This window comes from Phocaeicola massiliensis B84634 = Timone 84634 = DSM 17679 = JCM 13223, from assembly GCF_000382445.1.
GTDB lineage: Bacteria > Bacteroidota > Bacteroidia > Bacteroidales > Bacteroidaceae > Phocaeicola > Phocaeicola massiliensis.
Map to the genome: position 1 here is coordinate 718,719 of NZ_KB905472.1, position 25,134 is coordinate 743,852.

25 protein-coding genes and 2 pseudogenes are annotated in these 25,134 nt (G+C 41.2%); 8 read left to right on the plus strand and 19 right to left on the minus strand.

Translation table 11 applies throughout. The features are described from left to right. Positions 1-91: 91 nt before the first annotated feature. From HMPREF1534_RS16045 to HMPREF1534_RS16015, 7 genes are all read right to left on the minus strand, one after another. Complete coding sequence (locus tag HMPREF1534_RS16045; protein ID WP_005936801.1) at positions 92-340, minus strand: cyclomaltodextrinase C-terminal domain-containing protein; 249 nt, start codon at positions 338-340, stop codon at positions 92-94. Between the two features lie 175 nt (positions 341-515). Then, on the minus strand, positions 516-1,676 hold the full coding sequence (locus tag HMPREF1534_RS16040; RefSeq protein WP_005936804.1) for a sodium ion-translocating decarboxylase subunit beta: 1,161 nt from the start codon (positions 1,674-1,676) through the stop codon (positions 516-518). Between the two features lies 1 nt (position 1,677). Further along, entirely contained in the window at positions 1,678-2,109 is a 432-nt protein-coding gene (locus tag HMPREF1534_RS16035) for an acetyl-CoA carboxylase biotin carboxyl carrier protein (RefSeq protein WP_005936806.1), read from the minus strand. 24 nt (positions 2,110-2,133) lie between these two features. Continuing rightward, positions 2,134-3,063 (minus strand): OadG family transporter subunit, encoded by a 930-nt coding sequence (locus HMPREF1534_RS16030; RefSeq protein ID WP_005936809.1) that lies wholly within the window; start codon positions 3,061-3,063, stop codon positions 2,134-2,136. Between the two features lie 31 nt (positions 3,064-3,094). Next, entirely contained in the window at positions 3,095-4,648 is a 1,554-nt protein-coding gene (locus HMPREF1534_RS16025; RefSeq protein ID WP_005936811.1) for an acyl-CoA carboxylase subunit beta, read from the minus strand. A 70-nt stretch (positions 4,649-4,718) separates the two neighbouring features. Next, complete coding sequence (gene mce, locus HMPREF1534_RS16020) at positions 4,719-5,132, minus strand: methylmalonyl-CoA epimerase (protein WP_005936813.1); 414 nt, start codon at positions 5,130-5,132, stop codon at positions 4,719-4,721. 166 nt (positions 5,133-5,298) lie between these two features. After that, the gene (locus HMPREF1534_RS16015) at positions 5,299-6,279 is read right to left on the minus strand and encodes a GNAT family N-acetyltransferase (RefSeq protein ID WP_005936815.1); all 981 of its coding nucleotides are present in this window, start codon (positions 6,277-6,279) and stop codon (positions 5,299-5,301) included. Between the two features lie 85 nt (positions 6,280-6,364). On the opposite strand from HMPREF1534_RS16015, the gene HMPREF1534_RS16010 reads away from it, so the two are divergent. The 6 genes from HMPREF1534_RS16010 to HMPREF1534_RS15985 all read left to right on the plus strand — a co-directional run bounded on the left by HMPREF1534_RS16010 (position 6,365) and on the right by HMPREF1534_RS15985 (position 10,173). Further along, on the plus strand, positions 6,365-6,901 hold the full coding sequence (locus HMPREF1534_RS16010; RefSeq protein ID WP_005936817.1) for a nitroreductase family protein: 537 nt from the start codon (positions 6,365-6,367) through the stop codon (positions 6,899-6,901). A gap of 56 nt (positions 6,902-6,957) precedes the next feature. Continuing rightward, entirely contained in the window at positions 6,958-7,227 is a 270-nt protein-coding gene (locus HMPREF1534_RS16005; RefSeq protein WP_018451884.1) for a hypothetical protein, read from the plus strand. Then, a complete protein-coding gene (locus HMPREF1534_RS16000; RefSeq protein WP_005936821.1) occupies positions 7,224-7,997 on the plus strand; it encodes a Rossmann-like and DUF2520 domain-containing protein in 774 nt (257 codons plus the stop codon). Before HMPREF1534_RS16005 ends, HMPREF1534_RS16000 begins: the two co-directional genes overlap by 4 nt. Before the next feature lie 2 nt (positions 7,998-7,999). Continuing rightward, a complete protein-coding gene (locus HMPREF1534_RS15995; protein WP_005936823.1) occupies positions 8,000-8,518 on the plus strand; it encodes a KdsC family phosphatase in 519 nt (172 codons plus the stop codon). A gap of 7 nt (positions 8,519-8,525) precedes the next feature. Further along, complete coding sequence (locus HMPREF1534_RS15990; protein ID WP_005936826.1) at positions 8,526-9,107, plus strand: Maf-like protein; 582 nt, start codon at positions 8,526-8,528, stop codon at positions 9,105-9,107. A gap of 64 nt (positions 9,108-9,171) precedes the next feature. Continuing rightward, positions 9,172-10,173, plus strand: coding sequence for a 2-hydroxyacid dehydrogenase (locus tag HMPREF1534_RS15985; protein WP_005936831.1), 1,002 nt, complete (start codon positions 9,172-9,174; stop codon positions 10,171-10,173). Positions 10,174-10,194: 21 nt separating this feature from the next. On the opposite strand, the gene HMPREF1534_RS15980 is transcribed toward HMPREF1534_RS15985, so the two are convergent. Then, entirely contained in the window at positions 10,195-11,364 is a 1,170-nt protein-coding gene (locus tag HMPREF1534_RS15980) for a DUF3843 family protein (protein ID WP_005936835.1), read from the minus strand. A gap of 81 nt (positions 11,365-11,445) precedes the next feature. On the opposite strand from HMPREF1534_RS15980, the gene HMPREF1534_RS15975 reads away from it, so the two are divergent. Then, entirely contained in the window at positions 11,446-11,835 is a 390-nt protein-coding gene (locus tag HMPREF1534_RS15975; protein ID WP_005936838.1) for a DUF2721 domain-containing protein, read from the plus strand. A gap of 1 nt (position 11,836) precedes the next feature. On the opposite strand, the gene HMPREF1534_RS15970 is transcribed toward HMPREF1534_RS15975, so the two are convergent. Next, entirely contained in the window at positions 11,837-13,012 is a 1,176-nt protein-coding gene (locus HMPREF1534_RS15970) for an MFS transporter (protein WP_005936842.1), read from the minus strand. Positions 13,013-13,068: 56 nt separating this feature from the next. On the opposite strand from HMPREF1534_RS15970, the gene HMPREF1534_RS15965 reads away from it, so the two are divergent. Further along, the gene (locus HMPREF1534_RS15965) at positions 13,069-13,596 is read left to right on the plus strand and encodes a TlpA family protein disulfide reductase (protein WP_018451883.1); all 528 of its coding nucleotides are present in this window, start codon (positions 13,069-13,071) and stop codon (positions 13,594-13,596) included. A 19-nt stretch (positions 13,597-13,615) separates the two neighbouring features. Here the strand turns inward: HMPREF1534_RS15965 and HMPREF1534_RS15960 are convergent, their stop codons facing one another. From HMPREF1534_RS15960 to HMPREF1534_RS19620, 10 genes and pseudogenes are all read right to left on the minus strand, one after another. Then, positions 13,616-14,773, minus strand: coding sequence for a 6-bladed beta-propeller (locus HMPREF1534_RS15960; protein WP_005936847.1), 1,158 nt, complete (start codon positions 14,771-14,773; stop codon positions 13,616-13,618). Between the two features lie 168 nt (positions 14,774-14,941). Then, positions 14,942-18,964 carry a glycoside hydrolase family 2 TIM barrel-domain containing protein gene (locus HMPREF1534_RS15955; RefSeq protein ID WP_005936851.1) on the minus strand — a complete coding sequence of 1,341 codons (4,023 nt, stop codon included), beginning with the start codon at positions 18,962-18,964 and terminating at the stop codon, positions 14,942-14,944. Positions 18,965-19,097: 133 nt separating this feature from the next. Then, positions 19,098-19,208: pseudogene (locus tag HMPREF1534_RS20230) on the minus strand (VIT1/CCC1 transporter family protein); the annotation flags it as partial. 141 nt (positions 19,209-19,349) lie between these two features. Next, a complete protein-coding gene (locus tag HMPREF1534_RS15950; protein WP_005936854.1) occupies positions 19,350-19,712 on the minus strand; it encodes a hypothetical protein in 363 nt (120 codons plus the stop codon). 266 nt (positions 19,713-19,978) lie between these two features. After that, positions 19,979-20,122: a hypothetical protein gene (locus HMPREF1534_RS20610; protein ID WP_005936857.1), complete on the minus strand. Its 144-nt coding sequence runs from the start codon at positions 20,120-20,122 to the stop codon at positions 19,979-19,981. 50 nt (positions 20,123-20,172) lie between these two features. Then, complete coding sequence (locus HMPREF1534_RS15945; RefSeq protein WP_005936860.1) at positions 20,173-21,495, minus strand: M18 family aminopeptidase; 1,323 nt, start codon at positions 21,493-21,495, stop codon at positions 20,173-20,175. 121 nt (positions 21,496-21,616) lie between these two features. Next, complete coding sequence (locus HMPREF1534_RS20615) at positions 21,617-21,760, minus strand: hypothetical protein (protein ID WP_005936862.1); 144 nt, start codon at positions 21,758-21,760, stop codon at positions 21,617-21,619. Positions 21,761-21,804: 44 nt separating this feature from the next. Next, entirely contained in the window at positions 21,805-22,992 is a 1,188-nt protein-coding gene (locus HMPREF1534_RS15940; RefSeq protein ID WP_005936864.1) for a radical SAM protein, read from the minus strand. Positions 22,993-23,115: 123 nt separating this feature from the next. Next, a complete protein-coding gene (locus tag HMPREF1534_RS15935; protein ID WP_005936867.1) occupies positions 23,116-23,445 on the minus strand; it encodes a hypothetical protein in 330 nt (109 codons plus the stop codon). A gap of 1,268 nt (positions 23,446-24,713) precedes the next feature. Then, a pseudogene (locus HMPREF1534_RS19620) lies at positions 24,714-24,890 on the minus strand (GGGtGRT protein); the annotation flags it as partial. Positions 24,891-25,134 lie beyond the last annotated feature (244 nt).

The window sequence follows — 25,134 nt, forward strand, 5'->3', positions numbered from 1 at the left end:
AAGATACGAATTATTTCTATCAGAAAGGCGGCTCCTGCAAAAAGAAGCCGCCTTTGTTCATTCTCGTTTACCTTTTTACCTTAAAAATAAATTATAATTCGATAATAAGGGATTGGCGAGCACCTACGGTCATATTCCGTGTGAGGTCAATCTTTTTACCACTGACAAGTTCTTTTCCGCTTTTTGAGTCGTTAGTCATCATACGATAGTATTTGTTGGCTACTACTTGTTCAGTGTTTGTACTGTTTAGGACAATGAGTTCAGTTTTCCCAGAATTAGTACGTGCGTACATGTATATTCCGTGTTGGGGAATGTGGTACTTAACTGTTTTCTTTTCCATCTTCTTTTAATTTGGTTTGGTTTTACGGCGGCAAATTTATATGTTTTTCAGCATACTTTATGTAACTAATCGTTCAAAATTCACAATAAATCATTCATTTCTTAATCTATGTCAATAAAAAAATCCTCTTCCACCCATAGGTAGAAGAGGATTTCCTATATTGTATTTCAATGAATTACATCAAGAATCCAAGTAAAATACCTGCTGCTACGGCAGAACCGATTACACCGGCCACGTTAGGTCCCATGGCGTGCATTAGCAGGTAGTTGGTAGGATCGTATTCCAAACCGATAACCTGAGAGATACGTGCCGAGTCGGGAACGGCAGATACACCGGCATTACCGATAAGCGGATTAATCTTATTATCCTTGCCCAGTACCAGATTGAATATCTTCACGAAGATAACACCTGAAGCAGTGGCAATGATGAATGACAATGCACCCAGTGCGAAAATCAGGATAGAGTCAAGAGTAAGGAACTCTGAAGCCTGAGTGGAAGCACCTACTGTCAATCCCAGCAAGATGGTGATGGTGTCAATCAGCGGACCGCGGGCAGTTTCTGCCAAACGACGGGTTACACCGCTTTCTTTCAATAAGTTACCGAAGAAAAGCATACCCAACAAAGGCAGGCCGGACGGAACCAGGAAACAGGTAAGTAACAAACCGATGATAGGGAACATTACTTTTTCTGTATGAGACACGGCACGCGGTGGTTTCATACGAATCAAACGTTCGTGCTTGGTAGTGAGCAGACGCATGATAGGTGGCTGGATGACCGGTACCAACGCCATATACGAATAGGCTGATACCGCAATCGCCCCCATCAGGTTAGGCGCCAGTTTGGATGAAAGGAAGATGGCAGTCGGACCGTCCGCACCACCGATGATACCGATAGCACCGGCTTGCATCGGGTCGAAGCCCATGGCCAACGCAATCATGTATGCACCAAAGATACCAAACTGTGCGGCAGCACCAATCAACATCAGCTTGGGATTGGAAATCAATGCCGAGAAGTCGGTCATTGCACCGATACCGAGGAAGATGAGCGGCGGATACCATCCCGAAGTAACTCCTTGATACAGAATGTTGAGTACAGACCCTTCTTCATAGATACCGACTTTAAGTCCGGCTTCCATGTTGAAAGGAATATTACCGATTAAGATACCGAAACCGATAGGAATCAGCAGCATCGGCTCAAATTCCTTGGCTACTGCCAAGTATATAAATAACAAGCCGAAAAAGATCATGACGATATGGCCGAACGTAGCGTTGGCAAATCCCGTATAGGTCCAGAAATCGGCAAGGTTATTTCCAATAAAATTAATAAATTCTCCCATATTATTCAATAATTACGAGGTCAGTACCTTCGAGAACGGATTCTCCTTTGCTCACGTTGATAGCGGTAATTTTACCGTCTTTGTCAGCATTGATGTTGTTTTCCATCTTCATGGCTTCAAGGATAATGATGGTTTGTCCTTTCTTCACCGCATCGCCGACATTCACTTTAATGTCGAGGATAACACCCGGAAGCGGAGATTTAACACCCGATTTTCCGGAGGAAGGAGCAGCCGGTTTAACAACTGTCGTGGTAGGAGCAGCCGGTGTTGTAGCTACAGGGCGGACTACAGGTTTTACAACGGCTTTAGGAGCCTTTTCCATTTCAACTTTGTAAGGAGTGCCATTTACTTCAACATGGGCGATATTGTCTTCTATATCTCCAATGGCTACCTTATATACATTACCATTGATTTTATATTTATATTCTTTCATCGTTTAATCTTTTTATTTGGTGATTTACTTTTTGTGGGGAGTTTCGCGCAAGGTGTAAATCTTAGAACTCCATGGTGAATAACTGCGTTTGACACGGGTGATGGTAAGAACAGTTTCTTCCACATCGTGTACATCGCTTTGCATTTCGTGCATTGCCATGGCAATAGCAGCAAAAACTTCACCCGGAGCTTCACCCAGTTTCTTTTCTTTAGCTTCCTTTTTATCTGTGATTCCTTTTACTTTCATTGCATTGCGCTTGCTGAGGCTGACAGAAGCTTTTCCAATTAATTTAAAAGAAATAAAGAGTAACAGTAAACCAAAGAATACTACACTCATAGCAGAAATAGCCATACCGATGCCGATACCGTCATGTTCTTCGAATTTTTCCATCTTTGCATGACTGTTGATGGTCTTGTTGTTTGTACTTGGAGTGACATATTTTTCGGGACTTCCGCCTTTTACTTCCCATTCTTCGGCAGCGTCACTGACGCGTGCGTATGATTGGTTCACACTCAATACACCGGCAGGTACTACAATCTGATCAAGTAACTTTTTCCCTGAATCATAAAGACCGATCCAATTCTCTGTTGCGGCATTCAGTGTAAAGTTAGTGTGGAAAGTACCCCGGTTGGGTTCACCGTCAGCCCAGAACAAAGCATGTTGGCGAGGTTTAACCAATGTCATGACATCACCTTTAGGGATGAAATAGGTGGCAGTGTCACCCGGCTGGTTACTGACTTTCAGCAAGCAACCGGCAAGGTCTGCGCTGCCAAATGACCTGTTGAATATTTCAATCCATGCGCTATGTACCCCATAGTCGTCCTGAAAGTTGCTTTCATTTTCAATCAGCACCTCATTCAGCAACAGCTTACTGTTTGATTTTCGTTCTCCACAAGAACTTAATCCCACCATCAGCAGCAGAGAAAGGAATATTCCGATTTTAGTTTTATTCATAATCGTTCTTGTTTTAATGTAAAAAGCCTGATTACAATGGAATATTTCCATGCTTCTTAGCCGGGTTAGTTAATTTCTTAGTCTGCAACTGCTGTAAAGCACGAATGATGCGGAAACGTGTGTTGCGCGGTTCAATCACGTCATCAATGTAACCATATTTAGCTGCATTATAAGGATTAGCAAACAGTTTGGTATATTCAGCTTCTTTTTCTGCCAGGAATTGGGCGGGATTTTCCTGATCTTTTGCTTCGCGTGCAAACAATACTTCTACTGCGCCTGCACCACCCATTACTGCAATTTCGGCTGTGGGCCATGCATAGTTCATGTCACCGCGAAGTTGCTTACAGCTCATTACAATGTGAGAACCGCCGTATGATTTACGCAACGTAATAGTTACCTTGGGCACAGTAGCTTCGCCGTAAGCATACAGCAACTTGGCACCATGTAAGATAACGCCATTGTATTCTTGTCCTGTACCCGGAAGGAAGCCCGGAACGTCTACCAGTGATACAATGGGAATATTGAAGGCATCGCAGAAACGAACGAAACGTGCGCCCTTGCGAGAAGCGTTGCTGTCAAGTACCCCTGCCAGGTATTTCGGCTGATTGGCAACAATACCTACAGACTGACCGTTGAAACGGGCAAAGCCGATGATAATGTTTTTGGCATAATGAGGTTGAACTTCAAGAAATTCGCCATTGTCCACGATAGCACTGATTACTTCGTACATATCGTAAGGTTTGTTGGGGCTGTCGGGAATAATCTCGTTCAAGGAATCTTCCAAGCGATCGATTGGGTCTGTACAGTCTGCATAAGGAGCTTCTTCAAGATTGTTTTGCGGAATATAACTCAATAATTTGCGAATCAGGGCCAAACCTTCTTCCTCTGTCTGAGCAGTAAAGTGAGTTACACCGGATTTAGTAGAGTGTACACTTGCACCCCCTAAGTTTTCCTGGCTTACATCTTCTCCTGTTACGGTCTTTACAACTTTCGGACCGGTCAGGAACATATAAGAAGTGCCTTCCATCATCAGTGTGAAGTCTGTCAAAGCGGGAGAATAAACAGCACCACCGGCACACGGACCGAAGATACCCGAAATTTGAGGAATAACACCTGATGCCATGATATTACGCTGGAATATTTCAGCATAACCGGCAAGTGCATTGATACCTTCCTGAATACGTGCACCACCCGAGTCGTTGATGCCGATGACCGGAGCACCCATTTTCATGGCTTGGTCCATAATTTTACATATTTTCATAGACATTGTTTCTGACAAAGAACCGGCAGAAACAGTAAAGTCCTGAGCGAATATATAAACTAAACGTCCTTCGATGGTACCGCAACCGGTAACTACACCGTCACCCGGATAATGCTTCTTTTCCATACCGAAGTTGGTGCATCTGTGTTCAACGAACATGTCCATTTCTTCGAAGCTTCCTTCGTCTAATAACATTGCAATACGTTCGCGGGCTGTATATTTTCCTTTTTCGTGCTGTTTGGCAATCGCTTTTTCACCACCGCCGAGACGTGCTGTTGCGCGGCGTTCGATAAGCTCTTTAATTTTTTCAAGTTGATTACTCATCTTTGTTTTACTGATTAAGTTATTATTTGAGGAGAGTATTGTTATTCCTAATCTGCGGTTATCACACCGATTAGGGTTTCTCACAAAGTTCTGTTAACACACCAAGCGTTGACTTTGGATGTAAAAAGGCAATGTTCAAGCCTTCTGCACCTTTGCGCGGCGCCTTGTCAATCAAACGTATACCTGTGGTTTCAGCTTCAGCCAAAGCATTGGCAACACCGTCTTCTACTGCGAAAGCCAGGTGATGCATGCCACCGTTTCCATTGTTTTTTTCAATGAACTTTGCAATAGTACTTTCGGGACTGGTTGGTTCTAGCAACTCTATTTTGACGTCACCTACTTTCAGGAAAGCAGTTCTTACCTTTTGGTCTTCTACAGTTTCGATGTTGTAACATTTCAGGCCTAATACGTTTTCATAATACGGTAGGGCTTCTTCGATGCTCTTTACAGCGATACCCAAATGTTCGATGTGTGAGATTTTCATGATCTTATAATTTAAATGTTTGGTATAATTCTAATGTTTTTCAGATAAAACTGCACAAAGAAAGTAAATTCGGGCTAAATAAAGAAATATTTCTTCAATTTTATTTCTTTTGGAAGGGATGCTTCATAGCAGGTTAAGCAAAAAGTAAGTCTTAATTGTTTTGCAGCTAAATATACATGCGGCATAAAAGCTTGTTTAACCACTTCCAACGGAAGCGGAACCAGCGGCGGGTACTACTTTGTTTGCCACCGAAGCGGAGGATGAATTCACGGTAACCGTGCTTCTTGAATGGGAGTCCGGCATCCATAAACTCAAAATGTTCATATCCTTCTTCCCGGGCATAGGTGAGGGCAGCCCAAACTGCTAATACACCGGGATATAAAAAGGCGTATGTCTTGCGCATGCCTCCTGAAAACCAAAGATATGCATTGCCATTAGAAAATACGCAAACCGATCCTCCGATAATTTTATCTTTGTATTTGACCAAAAAGATTTTTGCCATTTCTTTGTCGGGGCGTTGCCATGTCAAAAGACGGAAAAAGTTAAGATCGGGAAAGTGTTTTCTTACTTGAGAAGAGTAGGCTTTCTTCAGCATTTTGGAGAAGAGTGTGATATCTTTATCATTGTCTGCCACTTCTATATAAGCCCCGTTCTTTAAAGCCTTGTTTATTTGTCTTTTACGGGAGACGCTCAGTCGCTCCAACGGAGTCCGGCTATGTAGCGAATTGTATACTCTTAACCAGTTGATGGGGAAATATTTGTTTTTCCTGAATGCTTTGTAGCCAAATAGCGGGTTGTCTAAATTGCGAAACTCTATCAGAAAAGATTTTTGCAATACTTCATGGGTAAGATGTTCTAATATATAGCTGAAGAGCTCTTCCCGATTCTGAGTTTCATCAAAATATTCTCCATTGCCATATATTTCACAACGCTTGATGATGGAAGGTGGGAAAAGGCGTACGCTTTTTCGGATGACGGCAAGTAGTTTGGCTACCGGACGTTCTTCTAAATAGGCAACTATGAGTATAGGTTCATACCCACGGGTTAATTCGTACACACGAAATAGCTCCGTAGAATTGAAAATTGTATATCCCGGCAATGCCGGAATGGAATTTCCTTTGCGATATGTGGTTAGTCTTATCGGCATCTTCTTCGCAAATTTATTATTTTTTGTTTAGCAATCCATATTCTAATTGTATATTTGTGCAGAAAAATAAATAACTGAAAAGATTATGGAACAATTTAGTGACTTAATAAAGAACAGGCGTAGTATGCGGAAGTTCACAGGCGAGGAAGTGAATCAGGAGGAAGTTGTAACTTTATTAAAAGCAGCGTTGATGTCTCCATCGTCCAAGCGCAGTAATTGTTGGCAGTTTATAGCAGTGGACGATAAAGAAACATTGGAGAAACTTTCTCATTGCAAGGAGATGGGGGCTGCTTTCCTGGCAGAGGCTGCATTGGCTATCGTAGTAATGGCTGACCCTTTGGCTAGTGATGTCTGGATTGAGGATGCTGCAATAGCTTCTATTATGATTCAGTTGCAAGCGGAAGACTTGGGATTGGGAAGCTGCTGGGTGCAGGTCCGTGAGCGTTTCACTGCTACCGGGATGCCTTCCGGAGAATATGTACACGAGGTATTGGATATTCCTTTGCAGTTGCAGGTTGTTTCTATTATTGCCGTCGGACATAAAGGCATGGAGCGTAAACCTTTTAATGAAGAGCATTTGCAATGGGAAAAAGTTCATATCAACAAATACGGAGGTAAATAGAAGTGGCTGTAAATCATAAGGATACTTATAAGGCTTCTGCAATATTCCTGATAGTAATGGGAATACTTTATTTGGTTGATAAGTTGATAGGCTTTGCTTCATACGGATTGCCTTGGGTGATGCAGAAGGATAACTTATTGCTATATGCGGCAGTTATTTTTTTATGGTTTAAAACTGACAAGTCGGTAGGTATTGTTTTGGCAGGCATCTGGTTAATATTGAATATTGGTCTTGTGATAGCTTTGCTGGGACAAATGTCTGCCTATCTGTTGCCGGCAGCTTTGTTGATTATAGGAGTGATTTTATATTTGGTTTCTACCCGATGATAAAAAAGATAGTTTTGATAGGTGCCGGAAACGTGGCTACTCATTTGGGAAGTGCGTTGTGTGGGGCAGGCTGTGATGTGGTGCAAGTATACAGTCGGACAAAAGAGTCGGCTATGGAATTGGCTGATAAACTTTCGGCCGAATATACTGTTTCTGTTGATGGTATTCGGTGTGATGCCGATATGTATATTGTAGCGTTGAAGGACTCTGCTTTGCAGGAATTGTTGCCTATGTTGGTGAAAGGCAGGGAACAGGCTTTCTTTGTACATACGGCGGGCAGTATGCCTATGGACATTTGGAAGGGATATTTATCCCATTACGGAGTTTTTTATCCTATGCAAACGTTTAGTAAACAGCGTGCTGTAGATTTTGCCACAGTCCCCTTTTTTGTAGAAGCCGGTGGAGAGACAGAATTAAAGATGCTGAAGGAGCTGGCAGGAAAACTGAGCCCTAAGGTATACGAAGCAACCTCTGAACAACGGAAGTATCTGCATATAGCAGCCGTTTTTGCTTGTAATTTTGCAAATCACATGTATGCACTGAGTGCCCGGATTCTGGAAAAACATCATATTCCTTTTGAAGTGATGTTGTCTCTGATAGATGAAACGGCTAAGAAAGTGCATGAACTGCCTCCGGCAAAAGCCCAGACAGGACCTGCCATTCGTTATGACGAGAATGTAATCAACCGGCATTTGGACTTGCTGGCTGATGTTCCTGATATGCAGGAATTATATGAAAAGATAAGTAAAAGCATTTATAAACAGAAATAGATATGATAAATTATGATTTAACCAAGATAAAGGCATTGGTGTTTGATGTGGATGGCGTATTGAGTGGTGAGACCATCTATCTTCATCCGAATGGCGAACCGATGCGCTCTGTGAATATTAAAGATGGCTATGCCCTGCAACTGGCTGTCAAATGTGGTTTGCATGTAGCCATTATTACAGGTGGAAATACTGAAGCGGTACGTAAACGTTATGAAGGTCTCGGTGTGAAAGATGTATATCTGGGTGCTGCTGTGAAGACAAAAGAATATGCACATCTGAAAGAAAAATACAATTTGAAAGATGAAGAAATACTTTATATGGGCGATGATATTCCCGATTATGAAGTGATGCGTTTGTGTGGTTTGCCTTGTTGTCCGGCAGATGCGGCTCCCGAAATAAAAGAAATAGCTGCTTATATTTCTCATCGTAATGGTGGTTTTGGTTGTGGGCGTGATGTGGTGGAGCAAGTACTGAGAGCGCAAGGAAAATGGATGTCTCACGAAAAAGCCTTTGGATGGTAAGTATGCTATGTTGAAAAATCTGGAGAAATATAAAGTAATACTGGCTTCCAACTCACCCAGACGTAAGGAGCTTCTATCCGGTTTGGGAATTTGTTATGAAGTAAAAACCTTACCCGGCATAGAAGAATCATACCCCGATACTCTTTCTGGAGAAGAAATCCCCGTCTTTATAGCTTGTGAAAAGGCGGATGCTTATCGGCAAACCATGCATTCGGATGAGTTGATTATTACCGCAGATACAATTGTGTGGCTAGATGGTTTGGTTATGGGAAAGCCTGAAGATGAAGAGGATGCCAGGCGTATGCTTCGTTGCCTTTCAGGGAAAACTCATCAAGTGATAACCGGAGTGTGTCTTACCACAACCGAATTTCAGAAAAGCTTTGCTACTGTTACTGATGTTACTTTTGCCGAATTGACAGAAGAGGAAATAGATTATTATGTACAGAAGTATAAGCCGATGGATAAAGCCGGTTCTTATGGCATTCAGGAATGGATTGGTTTTGTGGGAGTGGAAGGCATTACAGGTAGTTATTTTAATGTGATGGGCTTGCCTATACAGCGCTTGTATAAGGAGCTAAAGAAACTATAAACTTGTAAATTGAACCCAACACGTGCCATTTTTGTTATTATACTAAATAGTAAATAGAAAAATTATGGCTTACAAAATTGCTTTTTACGACACGAAACCCTACGACGAACGCTCGTTTACGGAGGCTAATGAGAAATTTGGCTTTGATATAAAATTCTATAAGGGCCATCTGAATATGAATAATGTGGTGTTGACCAAAGGAGCAGATGTAGTCTGCATCTTCGTAAACGACACGGCTGATGCCGAGGTTATCCGGGCAATGGCGGATAATGGCGTTAAACTGCTGGCTTTGAGATGTGCCGGATATAATAATGTAGATTTGACTGCTACGGTCGGCCGTATGAAAGTGGTGCGTGTTCCGGCTTATTCACCCTATGCCGTTGCCGAATTTACGGTGGCATTGATGCTTTCGCTCAATCGCAAGATACCTCGTGCAACGATGCGCACCCGCGATGGAAACTTTTCATTGCATGGGTTGATGGGATTTGATATGCATGGCAAGACTGCCGGCATTATCGGCACCGGCAAGATTGCAAAGATATTGATTCAGATTCTCCGTGGGTTCGGGATGAATATATTGGCTTATGATCTTTACCCCGATTATAATTTTGCCCGTGAGCATCAGGTGGTGTATTGCTCGTTGGAGGAGCTTTATCACAGTTCTGATATTATCTCTTTACATTGTCCGTTGACAGAACAGACAAAGTATTTGATAAATGATTATTCCATCAGCAAGATGAAAGACGGGGTGATGATTATCAATACAGGAAGAGGCCGGTTGATTCATACCAATGCACTGATTGAAGGATTGAAAACAAAGAAAGTGGGATATGCCGGATTGGATGTATATGAGGAAGAAGGGCAGTACTTTTACGAAGACAAATCGGATAAAATCATTGATGATGATACGTTAGCCCGTTTGTTGTCTTTCAATAATGTGATTGTTACTTCGCATCAGGCTTTCTTTACTAAAGAAGCGATGGCAAATATTGCACATACTACCTTACAGAATGTCAAAGACTTTGCAGAAGGCAGACCGTTGGTAAATGAAGTGGTTGCTTCCTGATAGAAATGGGAGGGGGAGAAGTTAATCTCCCCTATAGTAATACAATAGTGCATGACGAGCTATAAAGTCAGCATTCTTTTCCACTAATTCTTTCTCTCCATATTCCGGTAACTGTGCATCAGGAATGTAATGGTGGCTGATTAGATATTCTAGCAAATCCGGTGGACATTTAGTTGGCACTGTCAGCAGATTAAAGGCTTCTTTGACAGCAATTTCCCGGTTGTATAGGTTGTTTAATGGGTCGGTGATGCATTCGCATATATCATTGGCTAATAGAATACCTTTTTCCGGATTGACCATCATGATGAAGTTCCGGTTTCCTTTCATTTGTGGGAGTGTATGATTGTCGTCATCCGGCCATTGCAATACTTGAGTCAGGAAATGATGCAGTTCTTTATAGCCGTTCAAGTATATTATCTGTGCTCCTTTTGTACCTTTGGTAAAAAGTTCGTAAGTGGTTTGGTTTCGTTGTTTTATCTCATCCGATAAGGTTGGAGTATCAGGGTAAAGTCCCTCTATCTGCTGCCAGTTTTCGGTTTGATGACCGGTTAATAAATCAATCCATTCATATAAAAAGAGTGCCATCGGGCCACAGGGAATGATGTATTTATCGGAAGCTGTTACTTGTGCGATGTACTCCTGTACAGAGGGTTCGGTGAGATAATTGTGTCCGAACAGCCATAATAGCTTGTGCTCAGCTTCAGTTCTGTCTCTGAATTTCATAAAATACTCCGTCAATGCATCATTCGCAGGTGCTGTTTCGTATTCTTCATCCAATATCTCGAAGAACATCTTGGCGGTTTGCCGGATAGAAGTTGTCATCGGATGAATGTAAGAATGTGGGTAGGGAGCTTTCTGAAGCGTGTTCCAGATAATGAAACGTATATCCTCTTCATTGATTTCATCTTTGGTGTAATCGGGAGTCAGCGTATAGAAGGGGAGTGCGGTTCCGTAAAGTTCCGAATGTTTGTTGACGAAAGACCGCCAAAGTCCCAATTCCGAAATGACGTCTTCCAGATAGGCTGCGGTATACAGACAGATTTTCTTTTTAAATGCCTCGGGTATTTCATTTAAAGGACAAATATGGAAAAGGCGGTTTGCCAGTTGCACAAAATAGTTGTCAGAGGGCTGCTGTCGGGTATATGGATGGATAGACAGCCAGTCTTTTATGTACAAGTTTGCTTTTTGCATTCTATTATTTATTTGGTTTCATTGCAAAGATATCCGTTTTTGCTTTACTTTGCATCATACAAACTTTGAAATATTGAAAAAATGGAAATAGATTTAACCACTCCGGCTTTGCTGTTCTCTGCCATATCATTGATAATGTTGGCATATACCAATCGTTTTTTGTCGTATGCCCAACTTGTCCGCACGTTGAAAGACCAGTATCGTGAGAATCATTCGGCAGTCACGGCCGCTCAAATCATTAATTTGCGAAAACGTCTTTATCTGACCCGTGCTATGCAAGTAACCGGTATTGGCAGTTTGTTATTATGTGTGGTGAGTATGTTTTTAATGTATATACAGTTGTATATGGTGTCGGTTTATATTTTTGGTTTGGCACTTATATTACTCATTATATCGTTGGGCATTTCTGTCCGTGAGATTTATATCTCGGTCAAGGCATTGGAAATTCACTTGAGTGATATGGATTCCTGATTTATTTTTTTGCTCTGATATTGATGACCAGTGAGCAGGCAGTCAATGCAATGCCTGTTCCTACCACTCCACTCCATCCAAACCAATGCCAAAACGTTCCGGCAAGGAAAGTCCCCAATGAACCGCCTGCAAAATAGGTAGTCATAAAGATGGTATTGATTCTGTTGGAAGCCTTAGGATTGAGTGCGAAAATTGTAGTTTGATTACTGAGTTGGATACATTGCATACCTATATCTATCAGTAAGATGCCGGAGATAATGCCTGCATACGAATTTTGTCCGATATAGAGTGAAAGCCATGCAATAAACAAGAGGCTGCAACCGATATAGTTCAGTCGTTTTACCCCCAGGATATGCACATACCGGCCGATAAAAGAGGCCGTCAAAGCTCCCATAATGCCACATAAACCCAACAAGCCTATTACATTGTTGCCGGCAAAGAAAGGGGCTTGCTCCATCTTGAAAGCCAATGAACTCCATAAAGCCAAAAAAGAGCCGAATGCTATGCCGGCACGGAGGGACGAGATGCGCAGCTGCGGATAATCCGTCACCAAGGAGAGAAGTGATTTCATCAAGTCGCTGTATTTGCCTCTGAAGTTGGAAGGAATATCGGGCAATATTCGCATAATGATAATGACACAAACTACCATTAACACAGCTGCGACATAGAAAATGAATCTCCAACCCATATATTCACCGGCGATGCCGCTCACGACCCGCGAAGCTAGAATTCCGGTCAGCAGTCCGGAGATAATCATTCCCACATTTTTTCCTTTGGTTTCAGGAGTAGAGAATTGTGCGGCAATGGGAACAAAAATCTGAGGCATCACAGAGCATATACCGGTCAGTAGTGAAGCAAGCAAAATGATATAGATATTCGGGGCTGTGGCAATGGTGAGTAATGACACGACCAGTATCGAGAAATTGATGAGAATAATTGTTTTTCTTTTATATAAATCGCCTAATGGTATGATGAATAATAATCCGAGTGCATAACCTATTTGGGTAGTCATGGCAATCAGGTTGGCAGAGAATTCGGACACTTTCAAATCATGACTGATGAGATTCAGTAAAGGCTGGTTATAATATAAATTGGCAACGGAGATACCGGCAATGATGGCAAGTATCCATAATAGAGAAGAGGGGAGTCCTGTATTTTCTTTCAATTCTTGTTTCATGATGCAAAAGTAGTGATTTCATGAAAAACCTTTTATCTTTGCAGAAAAGAAAATCGATGAAAAAGTTGATAAATAGTGTATTCTTTATAGCGTTGTGCAGTTGTATGGCGATGGTTTCTTGTATTTCGGACGGTGATGATTCCGATACAGGAAGTATAGAGTTGGTTGCAGGAGACAAGTTGCCTGCGTTCAGCGTCACCATGAATGACGGAAGGGTAGTGACCCATGAAAGTTTGAGGGGGAAGGTTTCCTTCATCGTGTTCTTTAACACCGGTTGCAAAGATTGCCGCCGGGAACTTCCCGTGATACAACAAATCTATGAGCATCATCCACACATGCCTTTGATAGCCATCAGCCGGGCGGAAGATGCCGCGTCTGTTGCCGGTTATTGGCAGGAGCAGCATTTCACGTTTCCTTATGCCGCTCAGGAAGACCGGACGGTTTACCATCTCTTTGCCAAGTCGGGCATACCGCGTATCTATGTGGTTGATGCGGAATTGACCATCCGAAGTGTCTTTACCGACAATCCTTTGGCCGGTTATGATGAGTTGGAGGCAGCCATCAACGATGCGTCCTCACGTTAAGCCGATGGAAAGCGAATCATTATAGTTCCAATATCATCACTATCGGATTATCATCCTCGCTTATCTTGACGCCCGGAATTTCGCCTGCCGCTTCGTCTGCCGGAATAAAGAAAGCTATTTTGTTTCCATTGATATAGGCCGGCAATAGTTTGATGGTTGTGCCCGAAGGGAAACGATAGGGGATTCCCCTGTATGATGAAAACATATCGGGTCGGGTCAGGACAGTTCTTGAAACAATCTGGTTGGTCTCTTTGCTCCATATCTCGCCGAAAAACTTGTCTTTGTACGAGTACTGCACGAGGTAATATCCGGGAAAAGTCTTGATGGAGAAGCCTTTGGCGAAAGAATCATTTTTATTCCACTTCATAAACTGCTTTACGTCGTCCAGAGACGGTGCATACTTGCCTTTGCGCAGAATAAATTCCGGTTTCAGCCCGTCAGGAGTCAGCAGGAAAACACTGTCGCTATAAATATGATTGAACAGGCAAAGTTTGGGGCCACACCGCTGTACGCTTGTTGTCAGCATGATGCCTCCCCGTGTGACGTAATCGTCAGTTGGGTCAAAGGGCAGAATGGAAGACTTCACTCGCAGTGCCGTGTCCGATACGATGATTTCCGATTTTCCATTGCTGAAGCTGCCACTACAAAAGTAAGTGTCTCCTTCCGCATGCAGCAGGTAGTTCAACTCGGAGTCGACCAAATTAATCTCACGGAACAGTTTTCCTTCCTTACTATATATAATGTATTTATGGCTTCCGTTATCAAAAACGCGAATAGTGGAGTCTTTCGGGTGATAGACCACGGAAGATAGGTAAACATATTCTCCGGGACCGTTCCCGACGTGTCGGAAACTGCTTAAAAAGCTGCCTTTGAAATCTACACGATGTATCCATTGTTCCTTCCCTTCCGAAAGGATGCACATATCGTCACCAAGATAGTTTATCGCGGGGTGTCCGTCCATAAGATGGGAGGAGGAGAGGGGGATATAAGTAACCTTCTTTGCCACACTGTTCCATGTGAACGTATCTGGAACTTCTTTGTTGATTGCTGAAGCAAAGTCCAGTATCGCTATGGTATCTTGTGGGATTGTCTCCTCAGCGGTATCAGCTTGCGGACGGGAATGGCAGGCTGTCATTCCAAAAGCGGTAATCCATAGTATAATGATGTGTGTTTTCATTTTTATTTGTTTAAGTAGGTACCTGCCAATGTAGATAATCGGTTGAATTGTACCAATTCGTTTACGTAGAATAGATATGGAAGTTAATCAAAAAAGAGAGATGTGCCAAAACTGAAACAATTTTTCATTTTGACACATCTCTTTCTTTATTAATCGGAACGTAATTTGTTATTCAGCTAGGATGGTAAGTTCAGCACCCGATGCATAATCTTGTCCATACTGTTCGCTCAATGCAGTAAACCGGATATAGCGTCCTTTCACCGGTTGGCTGAAGATGACTTTCTTTTCATCTCTGTTGCCGGCGAACTTTCCTTTCTGAACCGGTTCACCCCAATTCTTGCCATCCATGCTTACGTGGATAGTGTATTCTTTGACATTACCGTTATAGCTGTCTTGACGAGGCATGTAAGTAAATCCTTTGATTGTTTTTACTTCACCGGCATCAAGGTCTACCCAATGAGGATATTTGGCTACGGTTACAGAGTACATACTGTGCCAATATGTAGCAGGGTCACCGTCCACCAGATTCTTGGCATCTCCATCACCCACTTCTTCACTGCTGGCGTAGATTACTTCAGTCTGGATGGTTTCCAATTTCTTGAAGGTTGTGGTAGTCTTGATAGAAGGATTATTGGCAAACCAAGCTGTAACTGTACCTCCGTCACGCATTGAAATCGGTTCGGTATACTGCTTAGCCTTCTTTCCTTTGTTGATAGTATAAAGGATAGCAGCATCTTTGTCGATGGAAGAAAGCTCTACCATACCTGTGCGACCGCGAGTGATGGTCAAAGGAATATCACCGGCAGGAGCTACTTGTGCAGCAGCCGATAAATCCTGTGCAGCGGGGCGAATGATGAAACCGATATTATTTTGTCCGGCAAATACGCGGTCATGCATCAACGGGCCACCCTGTCCGCAACTGTTACCACCCAAACCGGTCACGGCGAGATCGAGATGCAGATAAGTATCACCGGCTTTCGGCAACTGATAAGGATGTCCTGCCAATATCATGTCGAGTGCTGAATACTGCAAAGCAGAAGTCGACAAACGGTTTGTGGCAATAAAGATGGCTCCCTTGCCGGCTTTGTCAGTCAATGCACACCAGCGTACATCTTCGTGATTGCCCATATCCTGAGGTTTCGGGAAGTTGACAAATTGGTCGGCAACAGTAGATTTGTGTATTTCGATAAACTGTCCCACTTTGCGGTCAGGATAGTTTCCAATCGGACCACGGCCATAGTATGTATAATTTTCATAGCGTTGAGGCACTTTCATTACATATCCCAAACGTGGTAATACCAGACTGGGACGATTGGAAGTGATGCTTGCTTGCAATTCAATAGAACCGTCGCGGTAAACTGTCCATACCTGATTGGTAGTGAATTTGAAGTCGTCTTCACCAAACGGTTTTTCGGTCAATTCTTTGATACTGTTTTTGCCGCTTGAAGTTCCGCCAAGAATCTTGGCGCCATTAGGAGCCTGAGATTCCACAGTGTAGAACAATACAATAGCACCGTCTTTTCTATTGATAACTTTAGAAGCTGTGACTTGATGTTTCAAATTGTGCAAACCACATTCAAACCAGTTGGCATAGAACCAGTTGTCATTGTTGGTGAAAGCACGCATAGCATCAAGTTTCGGACCGTTTCCGTCAGCGATAATGGTTTCACCACCGTAGTTCAAACTGTAAATAGTTCCAGTTTCGTTGTCAAACTTAGCTTCAAAGTTTTCACCCTTGATGGTAGAGAAACGCGGATCTGACTGTTTTGCCATTACAGGCTTTCCGTTTCCGTCCGTTACTTCATTGATAGGAGCTATACCTGTGGCAGTTTTAACGGGAAGCTGTTCTTCAGCCATAACATAACCCTTTTCAGCCCATGGCATATTGTTTCTCAATACAAACTGAACCTTCACAAAGTATTCGGCATTTGCTTTCAGATTATTATATCTGTAAGGTATTGTAACCTGAAGGCGGGTACGCGGAGCGATATTTTCAGTATTTAGAACACCGTTTTCTGCTTCTTTGCCGTTTTCATACAAAGCCCATCTGATTTCATATTCCGAGAGATCTTTAAAATAGTACTTATTGAAGATTTCGAAGCGACCTTGCTTTTCATCAATAGCTTTTACGCCGATATGCTGGTATACTTTCTTAGTCTCAAAATATTGTGGTTTCGGTTCCAGGTCGGCAAACACGATACCATTCATTACAAATTGTCCGTCGTTTGGAGTATCGCCGAAGTCACCACCGTATGCCAGATAACGTTTGCCATCTTTGGTGTAATTGTACATAGCCTGGTCTACCCAATCCCAGATGGCACCACCGCAGAAGAAGTTGGTAGATTCGATAGCATCCCAGTAATCAATCAAGTTACCGCAAGCATTACCCATAGAGTGTGCATATTCCGAGATGTGGAAAGGATATTTGATGTCATAATCCCCTTTCACAGCGCCACGTACCCATGAAATGGAAGGATACTGGTTAGAACCCATGTCTACAATGTCGTTGTTACGTTCATATTGAACAGGGCGAGATTTGTCGGCAACTTTCAATGCATCGTATGCTGCTACGAAGTTTTGACCCGGGCCGGCTTCATTTCCTAATGACCAGATAACGATGGATGGATTGTTGATATTGGCATGAACCATTTCCATTACACGTGCCACATGAGCATTTTTCCATTCGATAGGATGAGACAAAGATGCCTTTCCGTAATAATATTCGTGTGATTCGATATTGGCTTCATCTTCCAGGTAAATACCGTATTTGTTACACAGATAATACCAATACGGATCATCCGGGTAGTGAGAATTACGTACATGGTTGATATTGGCACGTTTCATCATCATGATTTCGTTTTCCATCATTTTGCGGGTGATGGCATGTCCCACACCCGGATTGGTTTCATGACGGTTGACACCTTTCAGTTTTACCGTTTTACCGTTTACATAATAGTAACGTCCGGCCAATCCGAATTCATCTTCCGATGCGGGAGTATCTTTGATTTCCACTTTACGGAAACCGATATGAGTAGAAACAGTTTCGAGGGTACGTCCTTTTTTATCTTTCAGTTCTCCCACCAATGTATAGAGGTATGGTTTTTCAGCCGACCATTTATTGGGCTTCTGTACTTTCAGAGTAGTTTCGGCTGTTACTTCCTGACCGGCTTCCACCACAGCTACCGGAGTCGAGATGCCGGCATTGTTCACTTCGGTATTGTCATCGGAATACAGCTGGTTGGCATACAATGAATATACCATAGAATAGCCTTTGGCAGCTTTCTTTCCGAGGTTGCGGATATCTGCATTGATTTTTAGTTCACCGTCGGTATAAGTTGCGTCCAAGTCGGGAGTTACAACCAAGTCGCGTACATGCAACTGAGGTACAGCCTGCAAAGCAACTGTGCGATAAATACCCGGTAAACGGAACATATCCTGAGCTTCGAGGAAAGAACCGTCCGAACTGCGGTATACTTCAACGGCTACCACGTTAGTGCCTTTCACCAGATATTTGGTGATATTGAAACTGGCAGTGTTGCGTGAGTTCTTTGAGAAACCTACATATTGGCCGTTTATCCAAAGATAGAAGAATGAATCCACACCATCAAAGTTAATGAAGATTTCTTTTCCGTCCCAATCTTCGGGAATCGTAAATTCGCGGCGGTAAGAGCCTACTTCATTACGGGCCTTGAAAGTAGTCCAATTGCTGGGCGGTGTACGCATCACACCTCCGCGCCAGTCATCCACAGCTACTTTGTGTTGAAAAATAACCGGTTGGTTCACATAAATAGGAGTTCCGTACTTTTGTGTTCCGTCTTTTTGGATACCATAAATATTCCAGCTTGAAGGAACCGGAATATTATCCCATCCAGAGACATCAAATTCTGTTTTGTAAAAGTCTTTGGGCCGTTCTTCGGGATTTGGAACCCAATTGAATTTCCAGTCTCCATTCAGTGATTGCCAGTAAGCACTGTTTTCCGGCAATACTTTCCGGGCACTTGCCTTATCTTGGAAAGAGAAGAAATAGGCATGAGGTTGTTCTTTGTTCAGCGCCAGATTTTCAGGGGATTCCCATTCATTCCCTTTTGGAGCTTGTTCCGAGGCATAATGAAAGCCTTTCAGAGGTTCTACTTTTGCATAGCTTTGTAATGTAAAGCAGCATAGTAATAGACTGAATGCTAATTTTTGCATATTAAGTTTTGTTCTTAAGGTTAGAAATTTGTTCAAAATTAGTATAATAATTCGGATAGTGCAGTGGAATTCTATGTTTTTTAAGATATATATGAAAATTATGGGAAAAAGATTGTAAACTGATGCAGCTTACTTAAGCTTCTATTCCTGTAACTGTTTTCAGGGCATAGCCGATTAAGAAACTCACAGCTGCCACACTGAAGCTGAGGACTGCCATTTCGGTGAATCGTTTTTTAACTTTCTCCTCTTCATTTTGTGCCGGCCGCACTAGAGCGACCATATCGGGATATCGAGCATATCCTTTGTATGAACTTATTTAATAAATTCATATTCACGGAGTTTTTGAACCCTGTAAAGATAATGATTGAAAATCATATATCGGTTTTTACAGTGCAGGCTTTTTATAAAATATCCCTTTATTCCCTTTTATTTCCATCATTCCTTCGTCAGAATCAAAAAGAAAGGGCGGGAAGCTGAACAGAATATACATTTCTCCATCCTTTAGTTTATAAAGTTTCGGAGTGATTCTTTTGCTGACTCTGATGAACAACACTTGGTCTTCTTGTTCGGTGGGAATATAATAATCGGCTCCTTCTCTGAGCACATTATTATAATTCTTTGCTTCGTCTTTAGATTTTGCCATGATATAAATACCTTCTATATCATGCTTCTCCCATGCCTTGTACTCCTGCCCGAGAACAATACTTATATTGAGGCATAAAACCAATAGTAATAGAATCTTTTTCATGATTATATTGTTTTAAGGTTATCGCCATAGGATTATTGCAAATATAATGAATTTATTTGGGAAATCATATTAATTGGCCCGGAAGATTTCCTGTTTTTTTATGGAGAGTGGAATGGGGGGGGAATTGCTCCGATTGGTATATCGGTTTCCATATTATTAATCACTTATAAAAGATTACTTTATTAAGGGGGTGTCTAAACATTAATGATGTGATAGACCATTTTGGTTTTGACATCCCCCTTTAATTAGCTTGGTGCTGGAACCGTTTAACTGCGCATCCAGTTAGAACCGCAATCACCTGAGCATCCGCAACTGTTTGCGCATACTTCCCAAATCGAGCCTTTCAGCTGTTCCATTGTCTTGCCATACTTTTGATTAATGGCTGACAGGTTAGTCAATTTGAAATTCATAATCAAAAAAATTAAATGATTTGTCCTATTTCAGGGAAGGACAATTAACCTTATTCTTTTATCTGATTCCAAAAAGAAATCAGTGAGCGAATCAAATTATAGAAATCTTTTGTGCCACAGCTTTCGTATGCAGAATGCACAGCCCAAGTGGGAATCCCTACTTCTACGCAGTTCATTTCTACTTGCGTTTGCATAAAGGCACTTATTGTTCCTCCTGTTCTTAAGTCAGAGTTTGCGGCTGCTTTTTGATAGGGAATATTGTTTTTATGGCATATCTCCTGAAAAACAGCCGAAGAAAAAGCTGTTGTAGCATAATGCATATTTGCATCGTATTTTATAACTACTCCTTTATTCATAATAGGAGTACATGTCGGGTCACTGCATTCCATGTAGTTGGGATGCATTGCAAAAGAAGAATCTAATGATACAGCAAATGAACGGCTTATCAGTCTTATCAGATTTTCTTCATCTCCTCCTATGCTTTTGACTATTTTTGTTAGCGTATTTCTGAGGAAAGGTGTGTCGGCTCCTCCTTGTGTCGAATTGGTTTCTTCTTCGGCATCGAAAAAAGCTATCATCTTTGTTGTATCATTTGCAGGGGAATTTATTAATGCTTCTGAAGCAGCATATACCATTATCAAGTCATCTTGACGGGGAGTGACTATGAAATCAGCATTTATTCCTACTAGTTGTCCTTTGTCTACCGGATAAAGATATAATTCATAGTCAAGGATATTCTCTTTATCAATATTCAGTTTCTTGGCCATAAGTTCGAATAGCTCATTTTCATTTGTCTCTCTATTTGCCATTCCCATTATAGGCAACATTTCTTTTTGTTTGGATATGCCGCTTTCTGTTTTCCCTTTCGTCAGGTGAAAAGCTATATTAGGAATCAATAATATAGGGTCTTGTATGTCGATTAGGCGTATGGTCGGTTTAAAAGGAGACTTGCTTTTTAAGGCAACTCTTCCCGCTAATGACAGAGGGCGGTCAAACCAAGTTGACAGGATAGGCCATGCATACCCTTGAGTATTTAATTGCATGTAGTGACCCGGTGTGGTTATCATTTGAGCCACCGGTTTTATCTTAAATGTCGGTGAATCTGTATGAGCACATACTAATCGTATCCCATCCTCGAACAGAGATTGTTCTTTAAAATCGTGAGGGCTCATACAGAAGGCGATTAATGCTGAATTGTCTTGCTCTATAAAATATTTTCCACTTGGGCTCAATTCCCATTTATTGTCGAAAGACAAAGGAATGAAATTGTGTTTCAGTAGTTTTGATTTTATATTGTTTATAGCGTGATACTTGGTTGGACTTTTGGCTATAAAGTCAATGAAATCATTAGCCCGATCTGCTTGCTCTTTCATTTGTTTTTAGATTTAAAGTTGATTAAGTATATAGAGCTGTGTCAAAAGGTGGATAATATTATTAAGCTTATTATTGATAGCCTTGAAGATAAATTGTCTGACTTTTGACACGCTCATTGTTTTATGACTGCATCCAGTTGGAACCGCAATCTCCTGAGCATCCGCAACTATTGGCATATATTTCCCAAGTTGCGTCCTTCATTTGTTCTATTGTCTTGCCATATTTTTGATTAATGGTCGACAAATTAGCTAATTTAAAGTTCATAATTTAAGTATTTAAATGATTTGTCCTATTTCAGGGAAGGACAATTAACCGTTCTGAAGTTCTTTCATAAATCCTGTTTCTTCCAAGAAGGATTGCGTTAATATCACTCCTTTGGCAGTCATCGCCAACTCTTCATTGCTAAGCTCGCTTAAAGCTCGGAACTTTTCAGGATTTTCTAACATTTGACCTATCATCCACGAACTGGCTAAGGCACGTATTTTAGTAATTACACACGTGTATGGATCACGTTTTGTTACATCACCATAAGTTATATAATTTCCACCGTAACAAGTTGGGCATATAGGCTCAAGAATGCAATTTTTACATCGTGTATCTGATAGATGGCAAGGAGAAGACAGATCTATGTGCCCTAACTTTTCTCCTTTTTCTTTACTTACTTCATAGAATAAATGGCAGGGGAGACATTGACCGTCCGGTGTCCAGCATCGCATGATTGTACCTGCTCCACATAATTTATCGACCATGCTATTCACACCTGCTGCCACGGCTATAAATTTCATGTTTATCATTTCTACCGGTTGTATATCAGGATGATCCAAATAGTACAGGGCGATTTCCATTAATTGCTCTTGTAATATTTTCTTGTAATCTACATTTTGTCTAAATTCGTCTTTGTCCCACTCTACACCACTGGCAAAAGTACAATTATTGCGTTTGAATCCTAATTCATGTATATAGATAATTCCTTTTGCCAATGAAGATAAGGTGCCGGGAGAGGGAGTCATTTTTACACCTTGGTCAGGCCAATTGTCTTTAAAGAAGTTTATATCGATCTTATCGTAAGAATTAGAACGGTTCCGATTATGCATTTCACGTGTTCCGTCCAAGCTTAATCCGACAATGAATTTTTCTTTATTTTCGTTGAGCCAGTCTTTAATTTCTCCATGTATAAGGGTGCCGTTAGTGGTTGCATAACAAATGTATTTAGTAGGCCATGCTTGTTGCCATAGCCATTCGCATATCACTTTGATATGTTGAAATGCCATAAATGGTTCTCCGCCATGGAATAATATTTCAACATAGTTTATCTGTTCTTTTACAGCACGTTTGAAGGTAGACTTTATGGCTTCTTGAGCAATCTCTAGTGGTATAATAGCTTTGCCTTTGATGTGTTCATAGCAATAGACACAATTCAAATTGCAAGATTCCGTCATGTAAAGTGTGCAGGTGCATCTTTTTTCTTTTTCGTATCTGAAGACTTTCTTTTGCATGGTTCTTATAGGATGTTAGCTGTCATAGTTCGATATATAATATCTGTAATCTATGATGTTTTTTTATAATATTGTTTTTTTCTTCAATATTGAAGTTGTGTAAACCTCATTTGCGGAAGGCGGTTACTTTGTTATATAATCGTATGTTATCCCATGACATTTGTTGCATTGCCAATATTCAAAACCGTCTTCCTTTTTGGTAACATCTGTGTCATAGCTTCCGCAATGAGCGCATTTATGACCTCCCGATGCCTCTGCCGCAGCTAAGAAACCAATTAGGATGAAACCTCCGATTGCTCCTATCCACCAGGAAGTGATTATAGCAAGAATGACTCCGCCTCCGATGCCGACAATCCATATCAACACTGGCCATTTTTTAATGATAAGGCATAGTATGCCATATAAAAAAGCTAATAGGATGAAAGCAATAATGAGTCCGATAATAATTTCCATGATTTCTATATTTATGATTCCGGGGCAAAGGTATGTCTTTCTTGTGTGAAGTAGTTATTATTCCCGTAGCCAAGGATACTACATAAGTGTTGATTGTTTTTCACGGTTTTGGCATTCTCGCGAATAATATTCAAAAAAGTTAACGTGTAGGACTTGAGAAATTCGTAAAAGCAATTCGGTGTCTATACTTTGTCGTTTGAAAATTTTATATGTATTGGTTCGGTCGCAATAAAGTTTATTGGCGAACCAGGTAACGGAGCGTTCTTGGCGGTGAAGTTCCTCTTCGATAAGTTTTCCGATGTGTATCATAGTGCAATAAAAAAAGGCGGAACCATTCATAACCTATTTTCAGTCTGAGGAACCGCCAAGCACCTTGCACACAAATAAGCATGAATAGTTCACGCCCGATAGAGCGTAAACTTTCATCTGCTTATTCTCGTGTGCTTCAAATTGGCGGTTTTCAGACTGTGAGAATAAGAGCTAAAAGCTCAAATATCTTTTTTAATAAGTATAAGAATGGAAACGCTTTTCCAAATATTTATTCTTTTATTATACATTATAAAAACTGTATTATAGATTAACTACTAATATCAGTTCTGTTAAGAGAAATCCCTGATGGGATTGAGAACATGCAAATCGGATAAGAACTATTACTCTTTTAATCTGATTGGCGTATCAACAAAATAAATATCATTATTTATACCATAAAGCACATTGTTAGGAATAGCATAGCATATTTCATAAGTTTCATAATGAAACTCATCCGGGTAATTCATTTTAAAGCCCGGTCATACATCTATTTGATAATTTAGCTTTCTGTGGCTTTGTGTTCTGCCATTCCATGATTCTTTTTGCTCTAAGTTGCTGCAAATATAATTAATGTATTGGTATTAAACAAGAATTTGTTTGATGTACTAATAGATGATTTGCAATTGGGGGAGGAATCGGTTAATGGAGCTATGAAGTTCTTATAAGTACATGCTTTTATCTTCATGCGTTCGTTGTTTAAGTAGGTCATTTAAGTACGGAGCTACTTCGTCACGGTCGTGGTTAAGTCTAACCACGTGGGTGGTTAATGTTAACCACGTAGGTGACTAGGCTTAACCACCCACGTGGCAAAGCAATATTGAACGGTTTGTCTCTGACAAAGGATATAAGACGAAGAACCATAGGAAAGCATAAGCAGATAACGGGAAAGTGGAGTATTAAAACAAAAATCCCCATAACCATTACGGTTACAGGGATTTATATATTAGCAATGTATTATATTACTTGCTCAAAGCAGTAGCAACGTCAACGGCACAAGCCACTGTACATCCTACCATCGGGTTGTTACCGATACCCGGGAATCCCATCATTTCCACGTGAGCAGGAACTGATGAAGAACCGGCGAACTGAGCGTCAGAGTGCATACGACCCATAGTGTCTGTCATACCGTAAGAAGCAGCGACACAGCATCCCCATAACCACTTACTAATCTATTATAGATAGCTGTGTTACAGTTAGATATTCAAGTATATTAAAGAACTCTCCAGTTTATTAGTTACTGTTATATTGTTAAGTGGTCGTGAATAAGTCACAAACCTTATGAATTTAGCAATGCAATGACTTCATTTTTTTAGTTTTGGTAAATGATTAATAACCATACTCCAAAGTATATCTTCAATGGCTGTCAGCATGTCTTGCAAA

Excerpts from the sequence above, each read along its gene's own strand:
- HMPREF1534_RS16025 (WP_005936811.1), bottom strand. The coding sequence starts at position 4,648 with ATGAGTAATCAACTTGAAAAAATTAAAGAGCTTATCGAACGCCGCGCA.
- HMPREF1534_RS20610 (WP_005936857.1), bottom strand. The coding sequence starts at position 20,122 with ATGAATTTCAAATTGACTAACCTGTCAGCCATTAATCAAAAGTATGGC.
- mce (WP_005936813.1), bottom strand. The coding sequence starts at position 5,132 with ATGAAAATCTCACACATCGAACATTTGGGTATCGCTGTAAAGAGCATC.
- HMPREF1534_RS16035 (WP_005936806.1), bottom strand. The coding sequence starts at position 2,109 with ATGAAAGAATATAAATATAAAATCAATGGTAATGTATATAAGGTAGCC.
- HMPREF1534_RS15945 (WP_005936860.1), bottom strand. The coding sequence starts at position 21,495 with ATGAAAGAGCAAGCAGATCGGGCTAATGATTTCATTGACTTTATAGCC.
- HMPREF1534_RS15980 (WP_005936835.1), bottom strand. The coding sequence starts at position 11,364 with ATGCAAAAAGCAAACTTGTACATAAAAGACTGGCTGTCTATCCATCCA.
- HMPREF1534_RS15955 (WP_005936851.1), bottom strand. The coding sequence starts at position 18,964 with ATGCAAAAATTAGCATTCAGTCTATTACTATGCTGCTTTACATTACAA.
- HMPREF1534_RS20615 (WP_005936862.1), bottom strand. The coding sequence starts at position 21,760 with ATGAACTTTAAATTAGCTAATTTGTCGACCATTAATCAAAAATATGGC.
- HMPREF1534_RS16005 (WP_018451884.1), top strand. The coding sequence starts at position 6,958 with ATGGGAATACTTTATTTGGTTGATAAGTTGATAGGCTTTGCTTCATAC.
- HMPREF1534_RS16040 (WP_005936804.1), bottom strand. The coding sequence starts at position 1,676 with ATGGGAGAATTTATTAATTTTATTGGAAATAACCTTGCCGATTTCTGG.
- HMPREF1534_RS16000 (WP_005936821.1), top strand. The coding sequence starts at position 7,224 with ATGATAAAAAAGATAGTTTTGATAGGTGCCGGAAACGTGGCTACTCAT.
- HMPREF1534_RS15975 (WP_005936838.1), top strand. The coding sequence starts at position 11,446 with ATGGAAATAGATTTAACCACTCCGGCTTTGCTGTTCTCTGCCATATCA.
- HMPREF1534_RS15940 (WP_005936864.1), bottom strand. The coding sequence starts at position 22,992 with ATGCAAAAGAAAGTCTTCAGATACGAAAAAGAAAAAAGATGCACCTGC.
- HMPREF1534_RS15995 (WP_005936823.1), top strand. The coding sequence starts at position 8,000 with ATGATAAATTATGATTTAACCAAGATAAAGGCATTGGTGTTTGATGTG.
- HMPREF1534_RS15985 (WP_005936831.1), top strand. The coding sequence starts at position 9,172 with ATGGCTTACAAAATTGCTTTTTACGACACGAAACCCTACGACGAACGC.
- HMPREF1534_RS16010 (WP_005936817.1), top strand. The coding sequence starts at position 6,365 with ATGGAACAATTTAGTGACTTAATAAAGAACAGGCGTAGTATGCGGAAG.
- HMPREF1534_RS15950 (WP_005936854.1), bottom strand. The coding sequence starts at position 19,712 with ATGAAAAAGATTCTATTACTATTGGTTTTATGCCTCAATATAAGTATT.
- HMPREF1534_RS16030 (WP_005936809.1), bottom strand. The coding sequence starts at position 3,063 with ATGAATAAAACTAAAATCGGAATATTCCTTTCTCTGCTGCTGATGGTG.
- HMPREF1534_RS16045 (WP_005936801.1), bottom strand. The coding sequence starts at position 340 with ATGGAAAAGAAAACAGTTAAGTACCACATTCCCCAACACGGAATATAC.
- HMPREF1534_RS15990 (WP_005936826.1), top strand. The coding sequence starts at position 8,526 with ATGTTGAAAAATCTGGAGAAATATAAAGTAATACTGGCTTCCAACTCA.
- HMPREF1534_RS16015 (WP_005936815.1), bottom strand. The coding sequence starts at position 6,279 with ATGCCGATAAGACTAACCACATATCGCAAAGGAAATTCCATTCCGGCA.
- HMPREF1534_RS15935 (WP_005936867.1), bottom strand. The coding sequence starts at position 23,445 with ATGGAAATTATTATCGGACTCATTATTGCTTTCATCCTATTAGCTTTT.
- HMPREF1534_RS15960 (WP_005936847.1), bottom strand. The coding sequence starts at position 14,773 with ATGAAAACACACATCATTATACTATGGATTACCGCTTTTGGAATGACA.
- HMPREF1534_RS15970 (WP_005936842.1), bottom strand. The coding sequence starts at position 13,012 with ATGAAACAAGAATTGAAAGAAAATACAGGACTCCCCTCTTCTCTATTA.
- HMPREF1534_RS15965 (WP_018451883.1), top strand. The coding sequence starts at position 13,069 with ATGAAAAAGTTGATAAATAGTGTATTCTTTATAGCGTTGTGCAGTTGT.